The 16,546-nt window shown below is 45.5% G+C and carries 14 protein-coding genes; all 14 read left to right on the top strand.

All coding sequences use genetic code 11. From position 1 onward, the window contains the following. Window positions 1-3,420: a glycosyltransferase gene (locus AC5WNJ_RS10005; protein ID WP_495929536.1), complete on the top strand. Its 3,420-nt coding sequence runs from the start codon at window positions 1-3 to the stop codon at window positions 3,418-3,420. Then, window positions 3,413-4,276: a sulfotransferase gene (locus tag AC5WNJ_RS10000; RefSeq protein WP_495929534.1), complete on the top strand. Its 864-nt coding sequence runs from the start codon at window positions 3,413-3,415 to the stop codon at window positions 4,274-4,276. The genes AC5WNJ_RS10005 and AC5WNJ_RS10000 overlap by 8 nt, the downstream gene beginning before the upstream one ends. Next, the gene (locus AC5WNJ_RS09995; RefSeq protein ID WP_495929532.1) at window positions 4,260-5,108 is read left to right on the top strand and encodes a GT-D fold domain-containing protein; all 849 of its coding nucleotides are present in this window, start codon (window positions 4,260-4,262) and stop codon (window positions 5,106-5,108) included. Before AC5WNJ_RS10000 ends, AC5WNJ_RS09995 begins: the two co-directional genes overlap by 17 nt. Then, window positions 5,105-5,947 carry a sulfotransferase domain-containing protein gene (locus AC5WNJ_RS09990; protein ID WP_495929530.1) on the top strand — a complete coding sequence of 281 codons (843 nt, stop codon included), beginning with the start codon at window positions 5,105-5,107 and terminating at the stop codon, window positions 5,945-5,947. Before AC5WNJ_RS09995 ends, AC5WNJ_RS09990 begins: the two co-directional genes overlap by 4 nt. Then, window positions 5,944-6,651, top strand: coding sequence for a hypothetical protein (locus AC5WNJ_RS09985; protein WP_495929528.1), 708 nt, complete (start codon window positions 5,944-5,946; stop codon window positions 6,649-6,651). Before AC5WNJ_RS09990 ends, AC5WNJ_RS09985 begins: the two co-directional genes overlap by 4 nt. Beyond that, window positions 6,651-7,736 carry a dTDP-glucose 4,6-dehydratase gene (gene rfbB / locus AC5WNJ_RS09980; RefSeq protein WP_495929526.1) on the top strand — a complete coding sequence of 362 codons (1,086 nt, stop codon included), beginning with the start codon at window positions 6,651-6,653 and terminating at the stop codon, window positions 7,734-7,736. The genes AC5WNJ_RS09985 and rfbB overlap by 1 nt, the downstream gene beginning before the upstream one ends. Then, window positions 7,736-8,629: a dTDP-4-dehydrorhamnose reductase gene (rfbD, locus tag AC5WNJ_RS09975; RefSeq protein ID WP_495929524.1), complete on the top strand. Its 894-nt coding sequence runs from the start codon at window positions 7,736-7,738 to the stop codon at window positions 8,627-8,629. Before rfbB ends, rfbD begins: the two co-directional genes overlap by 1 nt. A 141-nt stretch (window positions 8,630-8,770) precedes the next feature. Beyond that, window positions 8,771-9,661: a glucose-1-phosphate thymidylyltransferase RfbA gene (gene rfbA / locus AC5WNJ_RS09970; protein WP_495929522.1), complete on the top strand. Its 891-nt coding sequence runs from the start codon at window positions 8,771-8,773 to the stop codon at window positions 9,659-9,661. 185 nt (window positions 9,662-9,846) lie between these two features. Beyond that, window positions 9,847-10,395, top strand: a complete 549-nt coding sequence (gene rfbC, locus AC5WNJ_RS09965) for a dTDP-4-dehydrorhamnose 3,5-epimerase (RefSeq protein WP_495929520.1) — start codon at window positions 9,847-9,849, stop codon at window positions 10,393-10,395. Window positions 10,396-10,500: 105 nt separating this feature from the next. Then, a complete protein-coding gene (locus AC5WNJ_RS09960; protein WP_495929518.1) occupies window positions 10,501-11,544 on the top strand; it encodes a hypothetical protein in 1,044 nt (347 codons plus the stop codon). Window positions 11,545-11,556: 12 nt separating this feature from the next. Then, window positions 11,557-13,482 carry a rhamnan synthesis F family protein gene (locus AC5WNJ_RS09955; RefSeq protein WP_495929516.1) on the top strand — a complete coding sequence of 642 codons (1,926 nt, stop codon included), beginning with the start codon at window positions 11,557-11,559 and terminating at the stop codon, window positions 13,480-13,482. Then, entirely contained in the window at window positions 13,482-14,414 is a 933-nt protein-coding gene (locus tag AC5WNJ_RS09950; protein ID WP_495929514.1) for a hypothetical protein, read from the top strand. Before AC5WNJ_RS09955 ends, AC5WNJ_RS09950 begins: the two co-directional genes overlap by 1 nt. A gap of 81 nt (window positions 14,415-14,495) precedes the next feature. Further along, window positions 14,496-15,440 carry a sulfotransferase family 2 domain-containing protein gene (locus AC5WNJ_RS09945; protein ID WP_495929512.1) on the top strand — a complete coding sequence of 315 codons (945 nt, stop codon included), beginning with the start codon at window positions 14,496-14,498 and terminating at the stop codon, window positions 15,438-15,440. 7 nt (window positions 15,441-15,447) lie between these two features. Continuing rightward, window positions 15,448-16,425 (top strand): glycosyltransferase family 2 protein, encoded by a 978-nt coding sequence (locus AC5WNJ_RS09940; protein ID WP_495929510.1) that lies wholly within the window; start codon window positions 15,448-15,450, stop codon window positions 16,423-16,425. Window positions 16,426-16,546: the final 121 nt, after the last annotated feature.

The following is a 16,546-nucleotide window of genomic DNA, read 5'->3' as shown; positions in this document are numbered from 1 at the left end:
ATGTCGATCAAGGGAACTAATTTTAATAAAGATCAAGTTATCACAGGATATGCACTTGATGTACAGTATTATAAATCACGTTATCATGATCTAAAGTTGATGACCGATGCCCAAGTCATCAATCATTGGCATAATTACGGTAAACCAGAAGGAAGAGTTTGCTCTGGTGATCATGCTAAGAGCTTGATGTTGGAAGCTGATGGTATTAATGTCAAAGAAAATTCTACCAGTATGGTAACTGACAGTCCGGATAAGGAAATTTTGCCTAGTTTCAAAAAATCTAATCAGATGCAAGATATGATTTTAAAGAAACCTTTCGATGATGCCTTTTATTGTGCTTTTTATCCGGACCTGGAAAAGACTCAATTTCATAAAGAAAAGAAACTCTCAAAACATTATGATATGTTTGGAGAGAAAGAGGGCAGGATTGCAACTCTCTCGCAATGGCTGAAGAGCCAAGGTTATCCAGAAATCATTGCCTCACATGATTTTGACTATGCGACAATTTGTCAGTTGAATTCTACGCTAGGTATTGATGTGACGCTCAAGGATGTGTTGGGAGCATTTTCTGCAGAAATCAATGCTCCTGTCTCATTTTACGAAGATAACCAGAAAAATGCAGAATTTTATCTCCGAATAGCAAGGTACTATCTTGAGATTGGCGACAAGATTAAAGCGAAAAAGCTACTGGAAAGCTCTAATTCATTCCATAGCCTCTCAGCTAGTCTGGAGTTGTTGGGTAATCTTTACCTAGATCAAGGTCATAATAGAATTGCATTAGGTTACTACAATTCTGCAAAGGCTTTGAGTAATCCGCCCAAATGGCTTTATTTCAATAGAGCGACTTGTCTGGCCAGGCTTCAACAATATGAAAAAGCACTGACCAGTCTTGCGGAAGGGTTGGAAGCTTATGGAGACTTCACTTTTCAACATGAAAAGCTCGATGAGTTTGCAGAAGAGGCCTGGAATAACGTATTCCCTGCGCTATTGAGCTACGTGGGTCAGGGCAACCGAGAGGAACTTGTCAGGGCATTTGATGCCTTTAGTGATGTTGTCTACGACGCCTACTTGCGCGCCTGCGGAACAAGCGAAAATCCTGTCACCTTGCCGAGCCTCAACCTCGACAGAATCTTGATCGTTGGCGACTATCATGTTGCGCAGTGCGAGCGCTACCGCATCAATCAAAAAGTCGAGCAGCTGGAAGCCGTTGGTAAGGAGGTGACCGCAATTAACTGGCTCGAGATCGATCAGCATGCTGAGGCATTAGCCACGCATGACGTTGTCATTTTCTACCGTGTGCCGGCCATGCCAAAAATTCTGAAGGCCATGGCCCAAACCAATGCCGTAGGTAAGCTCAGCATCTACGAAATAGACGACCTGATCTTTGACCCTGTCTACCCTCCGGCGCTTGCCAGCTATGGAGGCTATGTCTCTCTGGAGACGTACCAGGAACTCACGCGTGGCATGGCCCTGTTCCACGCGGCTGCACGTCACTGTCGTCTTGGCTTAGCATCCACAGAACCGTTGAAAGAGCGACTTGCCCAACTGGTATTTGGCAAAGAATGTATGTTGCATCGCAACGGACTGGATAGTCTTAATGAGTTCAGTCAGCCGTTGGATTCTCCCAAGAAGACACTCGATATTTTTTATGGAAGCGGGACACAAGCGCACAATCAGGATTTCATGGATCTTGCGTTACCGGCGATTGTGAAGCTTCTCGATCAATATCCACACCTGCGCCTTGTCGTCGTAGGCTACCTGAAGCTACCCAAATCCTTCACTGAGCGTTTCGCTGATCAACTCTCCTTGATACCTCCTTTGAAAAGTGTTCAGGGCTATTGGTCGCTGTTGCGTCGCGCAGATATCAATCTGGCGGTCCTGCATGACGATGTCATGAATGAATGCAAATCCGAACTGAAATGGTTTGAGGCGGCATGTCATGGCGTCCCTTCTGTGGTCAGTAGCACGCAGAACTACCGCGACGTGATTCGCGATGGGGAAGATGCTTTCCTGGCGGTGACTGCAGATGATTGGGAATCTGCGATTACTCGCTTGGTTGAAGACAAATCACTACGCCATGCAATGGGCAAGGCAGCTCAACAACGTACGCGCGATGAATATTCTCTCGAGGTACTGGGTAGCCAACTTGTCTCTGGCTTGGAATACCACGCCAATCGCTTGATGGACAGTGCCAGCCATGTCGACGATGGGGACGGGCAAATCGTTCTGGTTCGCAAGAAACGCAAGATTGCCCTCGTCAATGTCTTCTTCCCACCTCAATCTATCGGTGGTGCTACCCGTGTGGTAGACGACAATTTCAAGGCGCTGTGCAAGCATTACGGTGACGACTTCGAATTGGTCGTGTTTACCGCGGATAGTGAGTGTCGCACACCTCATCAACTGAGCATGTATCAACATGAGGGAGTTCGTGTTTACCGTACAACGACGCTTTGGCGTGAGAACATGGACTGGCATGCCAAGGATGAGCGCATGCATCAGATGTTCACCGAATTCCTGGAGTGTGAACAGCCTGACATGGTTCACTTCCATTGTGTACAGCGCCTGACAGGCTCTGTCGTGGAAGCCGCGCGTGACGCCAAGATACCTTACATCGTGACGGCACATGATGCGTGGTGGATTTCTGATTTCCAATTCCTGGTAGATCATGAGGGCACGGTATACCCAGATGGACATCCGGACCCCTTCGCGACTATCGATCTACCGCCTAGCGTCACGCAAGAAGCCTCAGTAGAGCGTAAGCTGTATCTGAAGGGTCTGCTGAGTAGCGCTCATAGGGTTCTCACAGTCTCCAATGCCTTTGCCGATATCTACCGCAAGAATGATATCGCTGACATCGAAGTAACGCCTAACGGTATCTCTGATGACTTGCCCTGGGAGTCCAAAAATACGTCTTATACCAAACGAGTAGTCGGTGGACACGTGGGGGGGATGGCAGAACACAAGGGATATTTCCTGCTCAAGCAAGCCGTCATGGAAGCACAGCCAAGTAACATGGAGTTTCTGGTGGTAGACCACTCCAAAGAAGAAGGCTATGAATCACGCCAATACTGGGGAAATGTACCAGTCAGATTCATTGGACGTGCCAGTCAAGACAAAGTGGTCGATATTTATCGTCAGATCGATGTGTTGTTTGCACCATCTACCTGGCCCGAGAGCTTTGGGCTTGTAACACGCGAGGCAGCAGCCTGTGGCTGCTGGATAGTAGCATCAAGTTTAGGTGGTATTGGTGAAAATGTTAGCGAAGGTTTTGTTATAAATCCGTGTGTTGCTGATCTGTTAAAGGTTTTGCATAGTGTAAACTCTAGCAAGTATAAAAAACACTCTAAAGAATCACCTTTGATATATTCTACTATCCAAGCAAACATTTTATCTAAAATATATAAGGATTATTGTGAATAAATTTGTTATTGGAATTGGCTCTCAACGAGCTGGATCTACTATGTTGCATAAATTGATTTCTAGCTGTACTAATATCTATATGCACGGAATTAAAGAGTTACATTACTTTGATACTAAATACGGACTAAGAGGCAGAGATACTCTTGTCGACTTTTCTAGTCGACAATTAGATCGTGAATTAAGCAATCTAGTTAATAAGGAAGAGTTTAAGCTATCTAAAGAGTATCGTGCTTATATAAGAGCAAATTTAATCTTAAAGAATACTTTCATTGATGAGATTGACTATATAGACCTATTCAGACCTTGTCTACAAGATTATTCATATTTAGGAGAAATAACTCCAGAGTACATGTTATTGCCTGAAGAGGGTATTAAAAACATGAAAGAGATATTAGGTGGTGATACTAAGATTATATTAATAGTCAGAGATCCCGTTGATAGGATTATTTCCGCTTATAAGTTGAAGATGAATTATGGTAAAAGCAGCAAAATAAAAGTGCCTGATATCAGTGCGGGCATTAAAGCAGAAATAGCAAGTAATTCACATTGGATTCAGCAACAAGACCGTTTTAATGAGTATGAAGAGGCTCTCAAAAATTATAGTAAGCATTTTGACAATTTACTGACTTTATCTTATGAAGGATTGGTTAATAATCCAAAAGTATTCATTGATAATCTCGCCTCTTTTTTAGGCGTACCCTTTGACAAAGATAAGGCTTCTAGTTTAGTAAAGCAAAAAACAAATAGCTTTGGAGAAATATCGACTATAGATAGTCAACTGTACGAAGCCTTAAAGTTAAGATATAAAGCCTCACTAGAATTAACAAAGAGCACTTGTAATGAATATATTCGCTAGCGAAGAATGCTTCCTAAATTATGTAGAAAGTGACGTTCATTCTATTAATAGAGTGTTAACGGACGCCACTCTTAATATAAATTTTCTAGCACTTAGGCTTGGAGATGGCGAGGCAAAGCTCCTCGCCTATCCTGAATACTTGGATTATGAATCCCTTGACAAGCAGCTAAGGATATGGTTTGGCGAGCATCAGCTTACACATGCTGATATAATGCATATTAAAAGTATGCTCATCTCCTCTATTAATCAAGCTACCATACTAGGCTTACCTGGCTATCATCGATGCACTAATAGTGAAAATGGTGCACTAACCAGCGATGCAAAGAATTGTCAATTATTATGGCAATCTTTGATTGATAACTTCGGTTTAAATTTTTTAAAGCGCAAACCTATTTGCTCAGCAAATTTGCATCATACAATACAACAAAATAAAAGTATTAAAAAGCTCTTAAGTAAGTATTCTAGACTAGGATTTGTATATTGGAATCATAATGTTCTCAATGACATCTATACATTCGATAACTTAACAGAGATCACTTTTATCAAAGTTCCTAGTGAAAACTGGAGCAAGAGTGAGAAAACCAATACTCATTATCCACATGTTTATAGAGATATAATAAAGAGTATAAGTAATAAAAATTATGATGGTTACTTGTTTTTAGTTGGGGCTGGCATATTAGGAAAAATCTATGCCTGTGAGATTTATAAAAAAGGGGCAAGTGTATTTGATTTTGGTGCTGTTCTTGATGGATGGTCCAATTCCATTCCCGCTCAACGTGAAGGTATGATTAATAAGAAAGATGTTATGACATTGGAGTATCTTTTTAAATGAGTACTTTTTTAATATGTGTTGGAGCACAAAAAGCAGGTACCACTTGGCTTTCAGAAATTTTGTCCGATAATGTTAATGTATATGTCCCCGAAATAAAAGAATTACATTATTGGGACGCTAAGTACTGCAGTCATCTTTCTGGTGGATGGGACTATCAATTTAATAAAAAAATTAAAAACGTATTGCATAGAAACCATAAAAATAAATATATAGTAGAGAAAGATCAAAAGGTTTTGCTTGAGTCTTATCAAAGGGTTAATATGCTCAATGATGTTGACTACAAAAAATTTTTCGATAACCGGGATGAAAAAATCGTATGTGATTTTACACCTTCTTATTCTTTTTTGTCTAAAAAAACATTCATGAGAATAAAAGCTCTTAATGTACGAGAAGATGTAAAGGTAATTTTTTTATTACGCAACCCAGCAGATCGTTTTTGGTCTTCTATTACTTATGGCGATCAATTGCTAGATGGGAGTAATGATTCTGGTGAAGTTATAAGAAAAAATTTGAGTAACGAACATCATATACTAAGGTCGGACTATTTAAAAACAATTGCTAATTTAGAATCTGTTTTTAACTCAGATCAAGTACACTATGAGTTTTACGAGAACTTGTTTACTGAAACGTCATTGAGAAAGATCGCTAATTTTCTAAATATCGATTTGGTCAATCCGGATTATTCTAAGGTTGTGAACAAATCTAAAGCGACAGATGTACTAACTTCAAAGCAAAGAAAAGTGTTAGTAACATCCTTCAGTGAGCAGTATAAATACGTTTTAAATAAGTTCTCATATGTTCCAAAGTCTTGGGCTGAAGATATGGAGCAATTTTTATGAAGTTCCAAATTTATGGCGATTCTCATTCAAGTTACTTTCGTCTTACTCCTAAAATGAGAAGATTGTACCCAAAATTTAAAAATCTTTCTGTAGATGTAAATGTTTATAGAGGTGGTAGTGTTATTGGTTTAGCGAGACCTAGTAGTAAACTTAATACTGTTGAAGATATATTTGGGAGAATTGATTCTGATGCTGTGCAGGTCTTCAGTTTTGGGCAAGTAGATTTTGAACTAGGTTATTATTATAGATTGATACAGAAGGGAGAAGTTATTACTAGGGATGATTTTTCAAAACGTATGTTGGATTCTATGTCTAGTTTTCTAACATCTCTAGATCCTAATTTAAAAATAGTCGTCAAAGGATTGAATTTAACTGTTCTCAAGGATCCAGTTTTTTCGGCTAGATATATAGCAAAGATAATAACTGACAAAGGTGAAAGCTATAATTATAAATTAGAGTTACTTAAAAAAAGCTTGGAGAAATATAGTGTGTTGAATGAATCAGTAGTAAGCTATAATAAAGAGCTTAAAGCTTTATGCTATAACCATGGCTTAGGTTATTTTGATATAAATGACGCATTATCGTGTGGTGAACCACTTAATGGGATCGACCATTCTTTTATCCCTTGTGGACCCGATCATCATATAGTTGATTCCATGAAAGTGCGTTCTATCCATTATAATAAGCTGCTAGAGAGTTTATAATGTCTATGGTTTATACAGTTCTAATTTCAGGCGGTGCTGGCTTTATTGGTTCTGCAGTCGTGCGTGAACTGATCCGGTCCACTCAACACACAGTTATTAATCTTGATGCACTGACCTACGCCGGTAACCTCGAGTCTCTGGCGGAAGTCGCGGATTCCGAGCGCTATCACTTCGTGCACGCTGACATCTGCGATGGCGAGAAGATGAAAGCGGTCTTCGCGGAATTCCAGCCGGATATCGTGATGCACCTAGCGGCCGAGAGCCACGTGGATCGCTCTATCGATGGCCCGGCTGATTTTATCGAGACCAACATCATTGGTACCTATCAGCTGTTGGAAGCGGCACGTCAGTATTGGAAGGGCTTGAAAGAGACTGATGTTGAGAAGGCCGCCGGCTTCCGCTTCCACCACATCTCCACCGATGAGGTGTATGGCGATCTGGAAGGGCCGGAAGATCTCTTTACCGAGACGACTGCCTATGCTCCCAGCTCGCCGTATTCTGCGAGCAAGGCCAGCTCTGATCACCTTGTGCGTGCCTGGCAGCGTACCTATGGCCTGCCGACGTTGGTGACTAACTGTTCCAATAATTATGGCCCGTACCATTTTCCCGAGAAGCTTATCCCGCTGATGATCTTGAATGCATTGGCTGGCAAGGCGCTTCCGGTGTATGGCGATGGGAAGCAGGTACGTGACTGGCTGTATGTGGAAGACCATGCCCGTGCACTGATCAAGGTCGCAACCGAAGGGAAGATCGCCGTGACGTACAACATTGGCGGCCATAACGAGAAGCAGAACATCGAAGTCGTTAAGACACTGTGTGCGCTGCTCGAAGAACTAGTGCCGCAGAAACCGGCTGGTATTGCCAAGTATGAAGACCTGATCAAATACGTGACGGATCGCCCCGGTCACGATGTGCGTTATGCTATCGATGCTGCCAAGATCGAGCGTGAACTGGGTTGGATGCCGCAGGAAACCTTCGAGACCGGACTGCGCAAGACGGTCGAGTGGTATCTGGCCAACGAGAATTGGTGGCAGCGTGTGCAGGATGGCAGCTATCGGGGTGAACGTCTGGGCGCCGGGAGCTGATGATGTCTTCTAATAGCTTCGGTCGTATTCTGATTCTGGGCGGCAATGGCCAGGTTGGCTTTGAGCTGCAACGCAGCTTTGCGCCTTTTGGTGAAGTGCGAGCGCCGCGTCGCAGTGAAGTCGATGCCAATGATTTGCAGGCAGTCGCTGCCTATGTGGACGAGCTTCAGCCTCAGCTGATCTTGAATGCCGCCGCCTGGACGGCCGTTGACAAGGCTGAGGCAGAGCGTGACGGTGCCATACGCCTGAATGCTGAGCTGCCCGCCTTGCTGGCTGAAAAGGCTAGTGCCTTGAACGCCACCTTGGTGCATTACTCGTCGGATTACGTCTATCCGGGAGATGGTGAGCAATTCTGGAGCGAAGATAGCCCGACAGCGCCGCTGTCTGTCTATGGGGAAAGCAAGCTGGCAGGCGACGAAGCGGTGCTGACGAGTGACTGCCGCCACCTGGTGTTCCGTACCAGCTGGGTGTATGCCGCGCGTGGCAACAATTTCATGAAGACGATGCTCAAGCTGGGCCGTGAGCGTGACACGCTGAATATCGTCAATGACCAGATTGGCGCTCCGACCCCGGCCCGTTTGATTTCGCAGCTGACCTCTGAAGCGCTGCGCCAGAACATTGCTAGCGGGCTATATCATCTAGCGCCTCAAGGCACGACCAGCTGGCATGGTTTTGCGCAAGCTATCTTCCGCATGGCCATCGAGCAGGGCGAAACCTTGGCGATCAATCCAGAGACGCTAGGTGGTATCCCGACCGCTGACTACCCAACGCCCGCAACGCGCCCGTTGAATTCTCGTCTAGCGTTGGGCAAGTTGGAAGCGGCATTGTGCTGTTCGCTGCCAAGTTGGGATACTCAGTTGTCATTGACGCTGAAAGAACATCTCGATTGTTGAGCTAGACTTGTGCATTGTTAGGTTCTGGTATTAAAGGCTGATCTAGCTCATCGCTTTCTGGCGATATGATAATTGCTGGATAAGCTGAACGACGCAATTTCTCCGCATCACGCTAAACGTCGATTCGACAAGGATTTTTATATGGCGCGCAAGGGTATCATTCTCGCCGGTGGTTCCGGTACACGGCTGCATCCGATTACTCGCGGTGTCTCCAAGCAATTGCTACCGATTTATGACAAGCCGATGATCTTTTATCCGGTCTCTGTCTTAATGTTGGCCGGTATCCGAGAGATTCTGATTATCTCTACGCCGGAAGACCTGCCGCAATACGAGAAGCTGCTGGGCAATGGCGAGCAGTATGGTGTGCGCCTGGAGTATGCCGTTCAGCCTAGTCCGGATGGCTTGGCACAGGCCTTCATCATCGGTGAGGATTTCATTGGTGATGATTCGGTATGCCTGGTACTTGGTGACAACATCTTCCATGGTCAGCACTTCTCCGAGCAGCTGAAGCGTGCTGCGACACAACCGAGTGGAGCTACTGTCTTCGGTTATCTCGTGCAAGACCCAGAGCGTTTCGGTGTCGTGGAGTTCGACGAAGAAGGCAAGGCGATTTCCATCGAGGAGAAGCCCTCGAAGCCCAAGTCCCCGTACGCCGTGACTGGCCTGTACTTCTATGACAACGACGTGGTCGAGATCGCTAAGGCAGTCGAGCCCTCCGAGCGTGGCGAGCTGGAAATCACCAGCATCAACAATGCCTACCTGGAACGCGGTGACCTGCGTGTCGAGCGCCTGGGTCGCGGCTTCGCTTGGTTGGACACCGGCACTCACGATAGCCTGTTGGAAGCGGGTCAGTACGTGCAAACCATCGAGCATCGTCAGGGGCTCAAGGTGGCATGTCTGGAAGAGATTTCCTGGACCAATGGCTGGATTACCGACGAGCAGCTGGAAGCGCAGGGTACGGCACTGAAGAAAACCGGCTATGGTCAGTACCTGCTCAAGCGCCTTGAAGACAAGCGTAGCTGCAACTACTGAGACATAACATCATCAGTCCTTTGGTATAGATACGCTGAAGGTGGTGCTAGTGTCGATATTCCCGCAGTCGTGTTGGTATAGATGACGACTGCGGGAATTTTCATGATAGAAAGCGACAAATCCGATATGTCATCGAATACATTGTCGTTCAATGAATCACTGCCTTATTCAGGAGTTAGACCCGCATGAACTATGAAAAACTCGCCATCCCGGATGTTGTGCTGTTGACTCCCAAAAAGTTCGGTGACGAGCGTGGTTTCTTCATGGAAACCTTCCGTCAGAGCGAATTCGTTGAACACTGCGGTAACTACACCTTCGTACAGGATAACCACAGCAAGTCTCGCCAGGGTATTTTGCGCGGCCTGCACTATCAGCTGAATCAGCCGCAGGGCAAGCTGGTGCGTGTCACTCAGGGAGCAGTCTTTGACGTCGCGGTAGACATGCGCAAGAGCAGCCCGACGTTTGGTCAATGGGTAGGTGCGCACCTGAGCGAAGACAATCAGCAGATGTTGTGGGTACCGCCGGGATTCGCACATGGTTTCTATGTGATCAGCGAGTCGGCAGAATTCCAGTACAAGTGCACGGACTACTATGCGCCGGGCGATGAGTACTCCTTGAAGTGGAACGATGTCACAGTGGGTGTTGAATGGCCTCTGGTCAACGGAGAGCCACCCCAGCTTTCTGGCAAGGATGAAGAAGGCAAGTCTTTTGAAGAGGCAGCATTGTTCGCCTGATAATAAGACGTCGTATCACTGCAGGATTGCAAAATGTTACGACGTCATATACCTGAGTATTGTCAAGGGTATATCGAGATCGTAAATTAAGGGATTGGTGATAAGATGAAGAATACTCGTCAGGCTCTCAGAGAGTTTGGTGCCACTTTTATGGGGCCGGCATTTCTGGTGTATGCCAAGCAAATAGAAGCGAAAGGAGCAGGGCGAGTACCGGTATGTCTAGCTCGTGAGGGATGGTGTTTCGAGCGACTGTTGTCTCACCTGAATACCCAAGGACATATCGAGCTGGAGCATGCCCCACAGTATCTGAAGGTTTCACGTACCTTGTTGTTCCGCGCCAATCTCGGCCATGATTTTCTCTGGCCGTTCGCGCTTGGCAACAACTTTGAAGGCTCAATGCTTGATCTCATGCTCAAGCGGTTTGGCTTGCAGATGCATGAAGCATTCAGTGTCTTGCCAGGCGAGCTGTTGCAGATGGAGGTCAAGCTGCCTGAGCAGCAGGCGGATGCCATCATGTGGCTGGAGCCTCACTTGCCGAGGTTGAAGGCCTTGGTCGCTCCTACCTTGCAGGGCGTGATGGCGTATCTTGAGGCGCTCGGTCTGAAAACCGGCCCGCAGCCCATGATGCTTGACCTGGGCTACTCGGGGACTATCCAGAAAGTATTGACTCGTATGCTGGAGCGTGACACGCACGGACTGTATTACGTCACGACCAAGCAGAGCGGTAGCCAGCACGGAAAGGGTGTGGCAACGCTGGAGGGTGTTTTTCAAGAGAATGCTGCGTGGGGTGAAGGTTTCCAGATGCTGGACCGATCACTATTGTTCGAGTCGTTGATGACAGCGCCGCATGGCCAGGTGGTCGATGTGCGTGAGGATAGCGAGGGAGGTTTCGAGTTCTGCTATGGCCGTCAGGCGGCGACGCAGCGACATTTTCAGGATTTGCAACAAGTCTTCGATGGTGCCATTGAGCAAGTGGCCACTTGGTTGGCAGATGGCGTCACCTTCACCTCTGAAGAAGTTGAGCAGATGTATGAGAGTTTTGCCACGCGACAGGGAGGGATTCCCCAGTGCGCCTGGCATCTATTCTTTGTCGATGATGACTTCTCGGGTAATGGAATTCTCAATCCACTCGCCCTTTTCAATATTTGATCGAGAGACATCATGAAAGCGTTCAACATCTTCAACAAGCGTAAACAAGAGGCCTTGCCTGTCGTGGATCAGACCCAACTACAACAAGCTGAGGCGCTTGGTCTCTTTGATGCGGGTTGGTATCAGCAGCAATACGGCCAGAAGTTTGCGAGCTCGGCAGATGCCTTCCAGGACTATCTCCACAAATCCCGTTTTGCACCGGTGCACCCGTCACCCGCCTTCGATGGTGAAAGCTACCATCGCATGTACATGGACGTATTCTATGACCAGCAAAGCCCACTGCTCCATTATCTGAAGAACGGCAAGCAGGAAGGGCGCCAGCATGTCCCGCTGACGCCCCGCTGGGTACCCAATTCCCGCTTGCCGTTGGACACAGCCCTGACAGAAGCCGCCAGTCAGTTGAAGATGGCCATCTGCCTGCACGTCTTTTATGAAGACTTCATTGATCGCTTTGCAGAAGCGCTCAATGAAATGCCGATCAAGGTGGATGTCCTGTTGACCCTGGCGGCAGGAGTCGATGAAACTCGCGCCCGCAAGACCTTCGCGCGTCATGCCTGCGTCTCCCGTGTCGAGACACGGCGGGTACCCAACCGCGGACGCAACTTTGGTCCGCTTCTGGTCGAATACGCAGACCAACTCAAGAATTATGATCTCTTCTGCCACCTGCACTCCAAGAAATCACTGTATTCAGGGCGTGAGCAGACTCAGTGGGCCGACTATCTCACCGAGTTTCTGCTGCGCGACAAGTCTGTGGTCAAGCGTGCACTGAACGCCTTCGCGGCAGACGATAGCCTGGGACTCTACTATCCCACGACATTCTGGATGATGCCGAGCTGGGTTAACCACCAGACCATGAACAAGGGTTTCATGCGTGAGTGGCAGGAATCTCTCGAGATAGAGCACGTGAACGACTTCTTGAGCTACCCGGCTGGCGGCATGTTCTGGGCGCGGCCGATGGCGCTCAAGGGAATCGCGGATCGAGCCTGGAAGTATGAGGACTTCCCGGAGGAGCCACTCCCCAATGATGGCTCGCAATTGCATGCGTTGGAGCGCGTATTGGGAGCACAGGTCGAGAATCTTGGCTATCAACAATTCTTCTATCACCCCTCCGGTGGTGATTTCACGTCCGATCAAAGCTATATCACCGCCAGTTATCATGGTTCCATCGAGCAGCACTTGCCCGCGATCCAATCGCATCAGATCATCAGTTTCGATGTGTTTGATACGCTGGTGCGTCGTGAATTTACCGTAGCAGATTACGCCAAGCTGAAACTGGGAAAGTGGTTGGTGGAGCAGGGCGTCGTGACATCTGCCCATGACTTTGTGGCATTGCGCAACAAGGCAGAGTTCACGTTGCGCAAGCGCGCCAATTTCCAGGGCGATATCTGTATCGATGCCATCTACGATGAACTCGCGGATGTTCTGAAGGTCACAAAGGACGTTGCGCAAGGGTGGATGCAGCGTGAATTCGAGCTGGACCTCGCGATGATTCAACCCAAGGATGAAATGGTGGAGCTGTTCAACAACCTCGGGTCTTCCGGTCACGTGCTGTGGGTTATCTCTGATACCTATTACACACGTGATCAGGTTGGCCTGATGTTGCGCAAAGCAGGCGTCGCCGGGGCCTATCGCCTGATGGTGTCCAGCGAGGAAGGCAAGCGCAAGGACAGTGGCAGCATGTGGGCAATGGTGAAGGAAGACCTTGCCAATGAGCATGGCCGTAGTCACCTGCATATCGGTGACAATGTCGTTGCCGACGCTCAGCGTCCGGGAGATATGGGGCTGGCGTGCTTTCATATCCTGCATCCAATGGACAAGTGGCATGCATTGGGCATGCCAGATGTTCTCAATGGCAAGAATGCACTGGATGAAGCCCAAATACTGAAATGGGGCGCTCTGGTGAGCCAGATCGGCCGTAACCCGTTTATTGGTGAATAATGAAAAAAGATACTCTGTACCTTCACGTAGGTTGGTCGAAGACGGGCACATCGGCAGTGCAGTCCCAGATTCAGGCACAACATGCCGACTTTCTTGACAAGGGTATCCTGTACCCTCAATCCTTGCAGTGGCCTGATCACTCCCATCATCCTTTTGCCTTATCTTTCCAGGGGAGTGGTGCGTATCAAAGCGATATGTCACCTGCCGATGCCTTGGAAAAGCTGCGTATCGAGATGGAAGCAAGTCCTGCACCTAGCGTGTTATTGTCTTCTGAATTATCACCGATGTACTTCAATAACCCTCGTTTTCGGAACTTTGTTACTGAGTATTTTGAGACAGTCAAGGTATTGTTCACTGTGCGGCCGCAGTCTGAACTGTTATTGTCGCTTTACAACCAGTTGGTGAAAGATCCCAACGTCCGTTACGACGCTTCACTCTTCACGCTTGCGATGAGAAATATCGGCTGGTTGAACTATCTGAACCACATTCGACAGTGGGAAAAACATGTGGGTGAGAATAACCTGTCGGTACTTTCCTACAGTCGTCAGGTGGTACAGGATTTCCTCCAGGCATTTGATATCGAGTATCGCCAAGATGCCAACCAGACTCCTGAGACGGCCATCATCAACCCTTCTTTGCCGACACGCTGTCTATTGCTTGTGCAGAAACTGGGGCGAGGCGCATCAAGTAATAACGAGTTTGCCAAAAGGCGTGACAAGATCATCACTTTGTCGAACGCAATCGATCGTGATCATGATCAAGAGGTGTTGTTTTCTATTGCGGAGCAGCAAGCCTTTGATGCTAATTTCAAACAAGGCAATCAGAAGCTGATTGAGTGGTTTGAATTGCCGTCAGAAGGTCTGATAAAGACGGATTATTCTTCAATCAATGTCTTGCCTGAAGATAGACTGTCGCTAGAAGATCTGATATGAAGTTGCTTGATTGCCGTCTTGGTGCTGTCGATTTGAGTTAAATTTTTGTATTATTCTATATCTACATAATTAAGGGTTGTTATGTTTGTATTTGTTCATTTGCCTAAAACTGCTGGCACAAGTTTTCGTAAGTCTTTGGGGAGGTACTATGGGGAAAGTTATATTTCAAAAGATTATGGCCCTTATCTTCCAGAGACAGATGTTGATATCAAAAAAAAATTACATATTGAAAACGATCCTTACTCTGCTGTTTTAGATGTAGCGGATAAAGGGAGTAAGTTTATCGTAGGTCATTTTAAAGCTTCTCGATATGCATATCAAATTCCTATTTCAAAATTCGTAACTATCTTAAGAGACCCGATTCAAAGATTTTATTCTGAATACAATCATAGATCCAGTAGAGACTTTGATCGTTTTACTGGAACTATTGAAGATTATTGTCAAGAAGAAAGATTCTGTAATATACAGTCTAAAATGCTAGCCGGTGTAGCTTGGCCAGCATTCGGATGTGTTGGCTTAACAGAAGAATATAATAAGTCTATGTGTTTGATCAACTCTGAGTGTTCCGTAGAGCTTGAATACATGGAGGTCAATAAAAGACGAGGAAATGTTGGCAAAGGCTATGATTTATCGCAAGAACAGTTAGAGCTAATAAGTAAATGTAATCAAGGTGATATTAAGTTGTATAATGCTGCAGTTGATTATTTTAATCAACGAATTTCTCTTCCAGACCAGCATAGTTTTGTTCGAGGTAGATTAGAATTTATTAAAGAGAATGTTGTTTCAGGTTATGCCATTCCTGCTGAGGATAATTCACCGGCTATTGTAGTTGAAATACTGGCCAATGGCGTCGTGATTGGAGAAGCAATAGCAAAGGACCATAGAAAATACTTGGCGTTGCTCTCTGTATCTAGAAAAGGATATGTAGGTTTCGAGTTTAAGCTTGGAGTATTACCAGAAAAAACAGTTATATCAGCAAGAGTAAAGGATACACATCAATATTTAGCTTATACTATTGAAACTTGAGGTTTTTATGATCACTAGAATATGTGCAATTGCCAAAGATGAAGCCCCTTATATCGTAGATTGGGTTTTTCACCATCTTTATTTTGGGTTTGACCAGATCCATGTATACATAAATAGAACTACTGATGCCACAGCTGAGATTTTAGATAATATAGCCAAAATTTACCCAAATGTCAGTTATGAATATTTGGACTGGGTAGATGCTTGTCCTATTGACGTTACTAAAAAAATGCAAGTCATCGCCTATGCAAAAGATTTACATTGGGCCAAAGAGAATAGTGTAGATTGGTGGTTTTGTTTGGATATCGATGAAACCTGGGTCCCTAAAAAATTCGATATCAATATAAAAGATTATCTATCCACCAAGTCTCAAGAACATGCTATTTCTTTTATGTGGCATAATGCTTTTGGTGAAGAAGAAGCTTTTAAAGGGGTTACTCCCGAATCCAGATATTTTGTTGGAAAGCAGGTGAAAACTATTTCTCCAATCCGTAACGTGAAAGTTAAACGTGTAAGAGTACATCGTCATAAAATTGAAGACGATATCATTGTACATGATGCTAATGGAAGACCTTTCAAGTTTAGTGAAGATAATATACAAGTAGCAAGTGATGATTTTGTAGGTGAGCGCGATGCTTATATTGTTCATCAGATGTTCAGGTCAGAGGTTGAATATTTAAATACTTTGGCCAGAGGAAATCCAGAGCATGAGTTCGCTCTAAAAAACAATCGTCCAGGTTATAAAAAGGGGGTGGCTACCTTGCATCCTACTTATTCCTGGCCTAAAAGTAACTTCGAAGAATATAACAAAAAGAAAGAAAATTTTTATAAAACCACTAATACTATAGAGATTACAAATCAAAGTCGTGAGTACGTATTTTCTCGTTCTGGTATTGTCAAGGAGAAAATCAGTAGAATGTTAACAAAAGGGAATTCTGAAGTTGAAAAGCTCGTCGCTGGTACCTCTTTATTAAAACAATCTTGACAAAGAGACGAAATGTAAAAAATTTATTTTAATTCTGTTGAAACCCATAGGTCGTGTACGCTATGGTCTATGGGTTATAGTAATATACTATTTGCATCAGTATGTATAAACCGTCTAGAGT

The sequence above is a fragment of the Cobetia sp. PDI-23MA genome (genome assembly GCF_059507735.1).
The sequence above is the reverse complement of the archived record's forward strand: the minus strand, read 5'-3'. Positions and strand labels throughout refer to the sequence as shown.

What these genes read in the sequence shown, in the direction of transcription:
- AC5WNJ_RS09940 (WP_495929510.1), top strand. Translation starts at nt 15,448, where the DNA reads ATGATCACTAGAATATGTGCAATTGCCAAAGATGAAGCCCCTTATATC.
- AC5WNJ_RS09990 (WP_495929530.1), top strand. Translation starts at nt 5,105, where the DNA reads ATGAGTACTTTTTTAATATGTGTTGGAGCACAAAAAGCAGGTACCACT.
- AC5WNJ_RS09960 (WP_495929518.1), top strand. Translation starts at nt 10,501, where the DNA reads ATGAAGAATACTCGTCAGGCTCTCAGAGAGTTTGGTGCCACTTTTATG.
- rfbC (WP_495929520.1), top strand. Translation starts at nt 9,847, where the DNA reads ATGAACTATGAAAAACTCGCCATCCCGGATGTTGTGCTGTTGACTCCC.
- AC5WNJ_RS09950 (WP_495929514.1), top strand. Translation starts at nt 13,482, where the DNA reads ATGAAAAAAGATACTCTGTACCTTCACGTAGGTTGGTCGAAGACGGGC.
- rfbB (WP_495929526.1), top strand. Translation starts at nt 6,651, where the DNA reads ATGTCTATGGTTTATACAGTTCTAATTTCAGGCGGTGCTGGCTTTATT.
- AC5WNJ_RS09955 (WP_495929516.1), top strand. Translation starts at nt 11,557, where the DNA reads ATGAAAGCGTTCAACATCTTCAACAAGCGTAAACAAGAGGCCTTGCCT.
- AC5WNJ_RS10005 (WP_495929536.1), top strand. Translation starts at nt 1, where the DNA reads ATGTCGATCAAGGGAACTAATTTTAATAAAGATCAAGTTATCACAGGA.
- AC5WNJ_RS09945 (WP_495929512.1), top strand. Translation starts at nt 14,496, where the DNA reads ATGTTTGTATTTGTTCATTTGCCTAAAACTGCTGGCACAAGTTTTCGT.
- AC5WNJ_RS09985 (WP_495929528.1), top strand. Translation starts at nt 5,944, where the DNA reads ATGAAGTTCCAAATTTATGGCGATTCTCATTCAAGTTACTTTCGTCTT.
- AC5WNJ_RS09995 (WP_495929532.1), top strand. Translation starts at nt 4,260, where the DNA reads ATGAATATATTCGCTAGCGAAGAATGCTTCCTAAATTATGTAGAAAGT.
- rfbD (WP_495929524.1), top strand. Translation starts at nt 7,736, where the DNA reads ATGATGTCTTCTAATAGCTTCGGTCGTATTCTGATTCTGGGCGGCAAT.
- rfbA (WP_495929522.1), top strand. Translation starts at nt 8,771, where the DNA reads ATGGCGCGCAAGGGTATCATTCTCGCCGGTGGTTCCGGTACACGGCTG.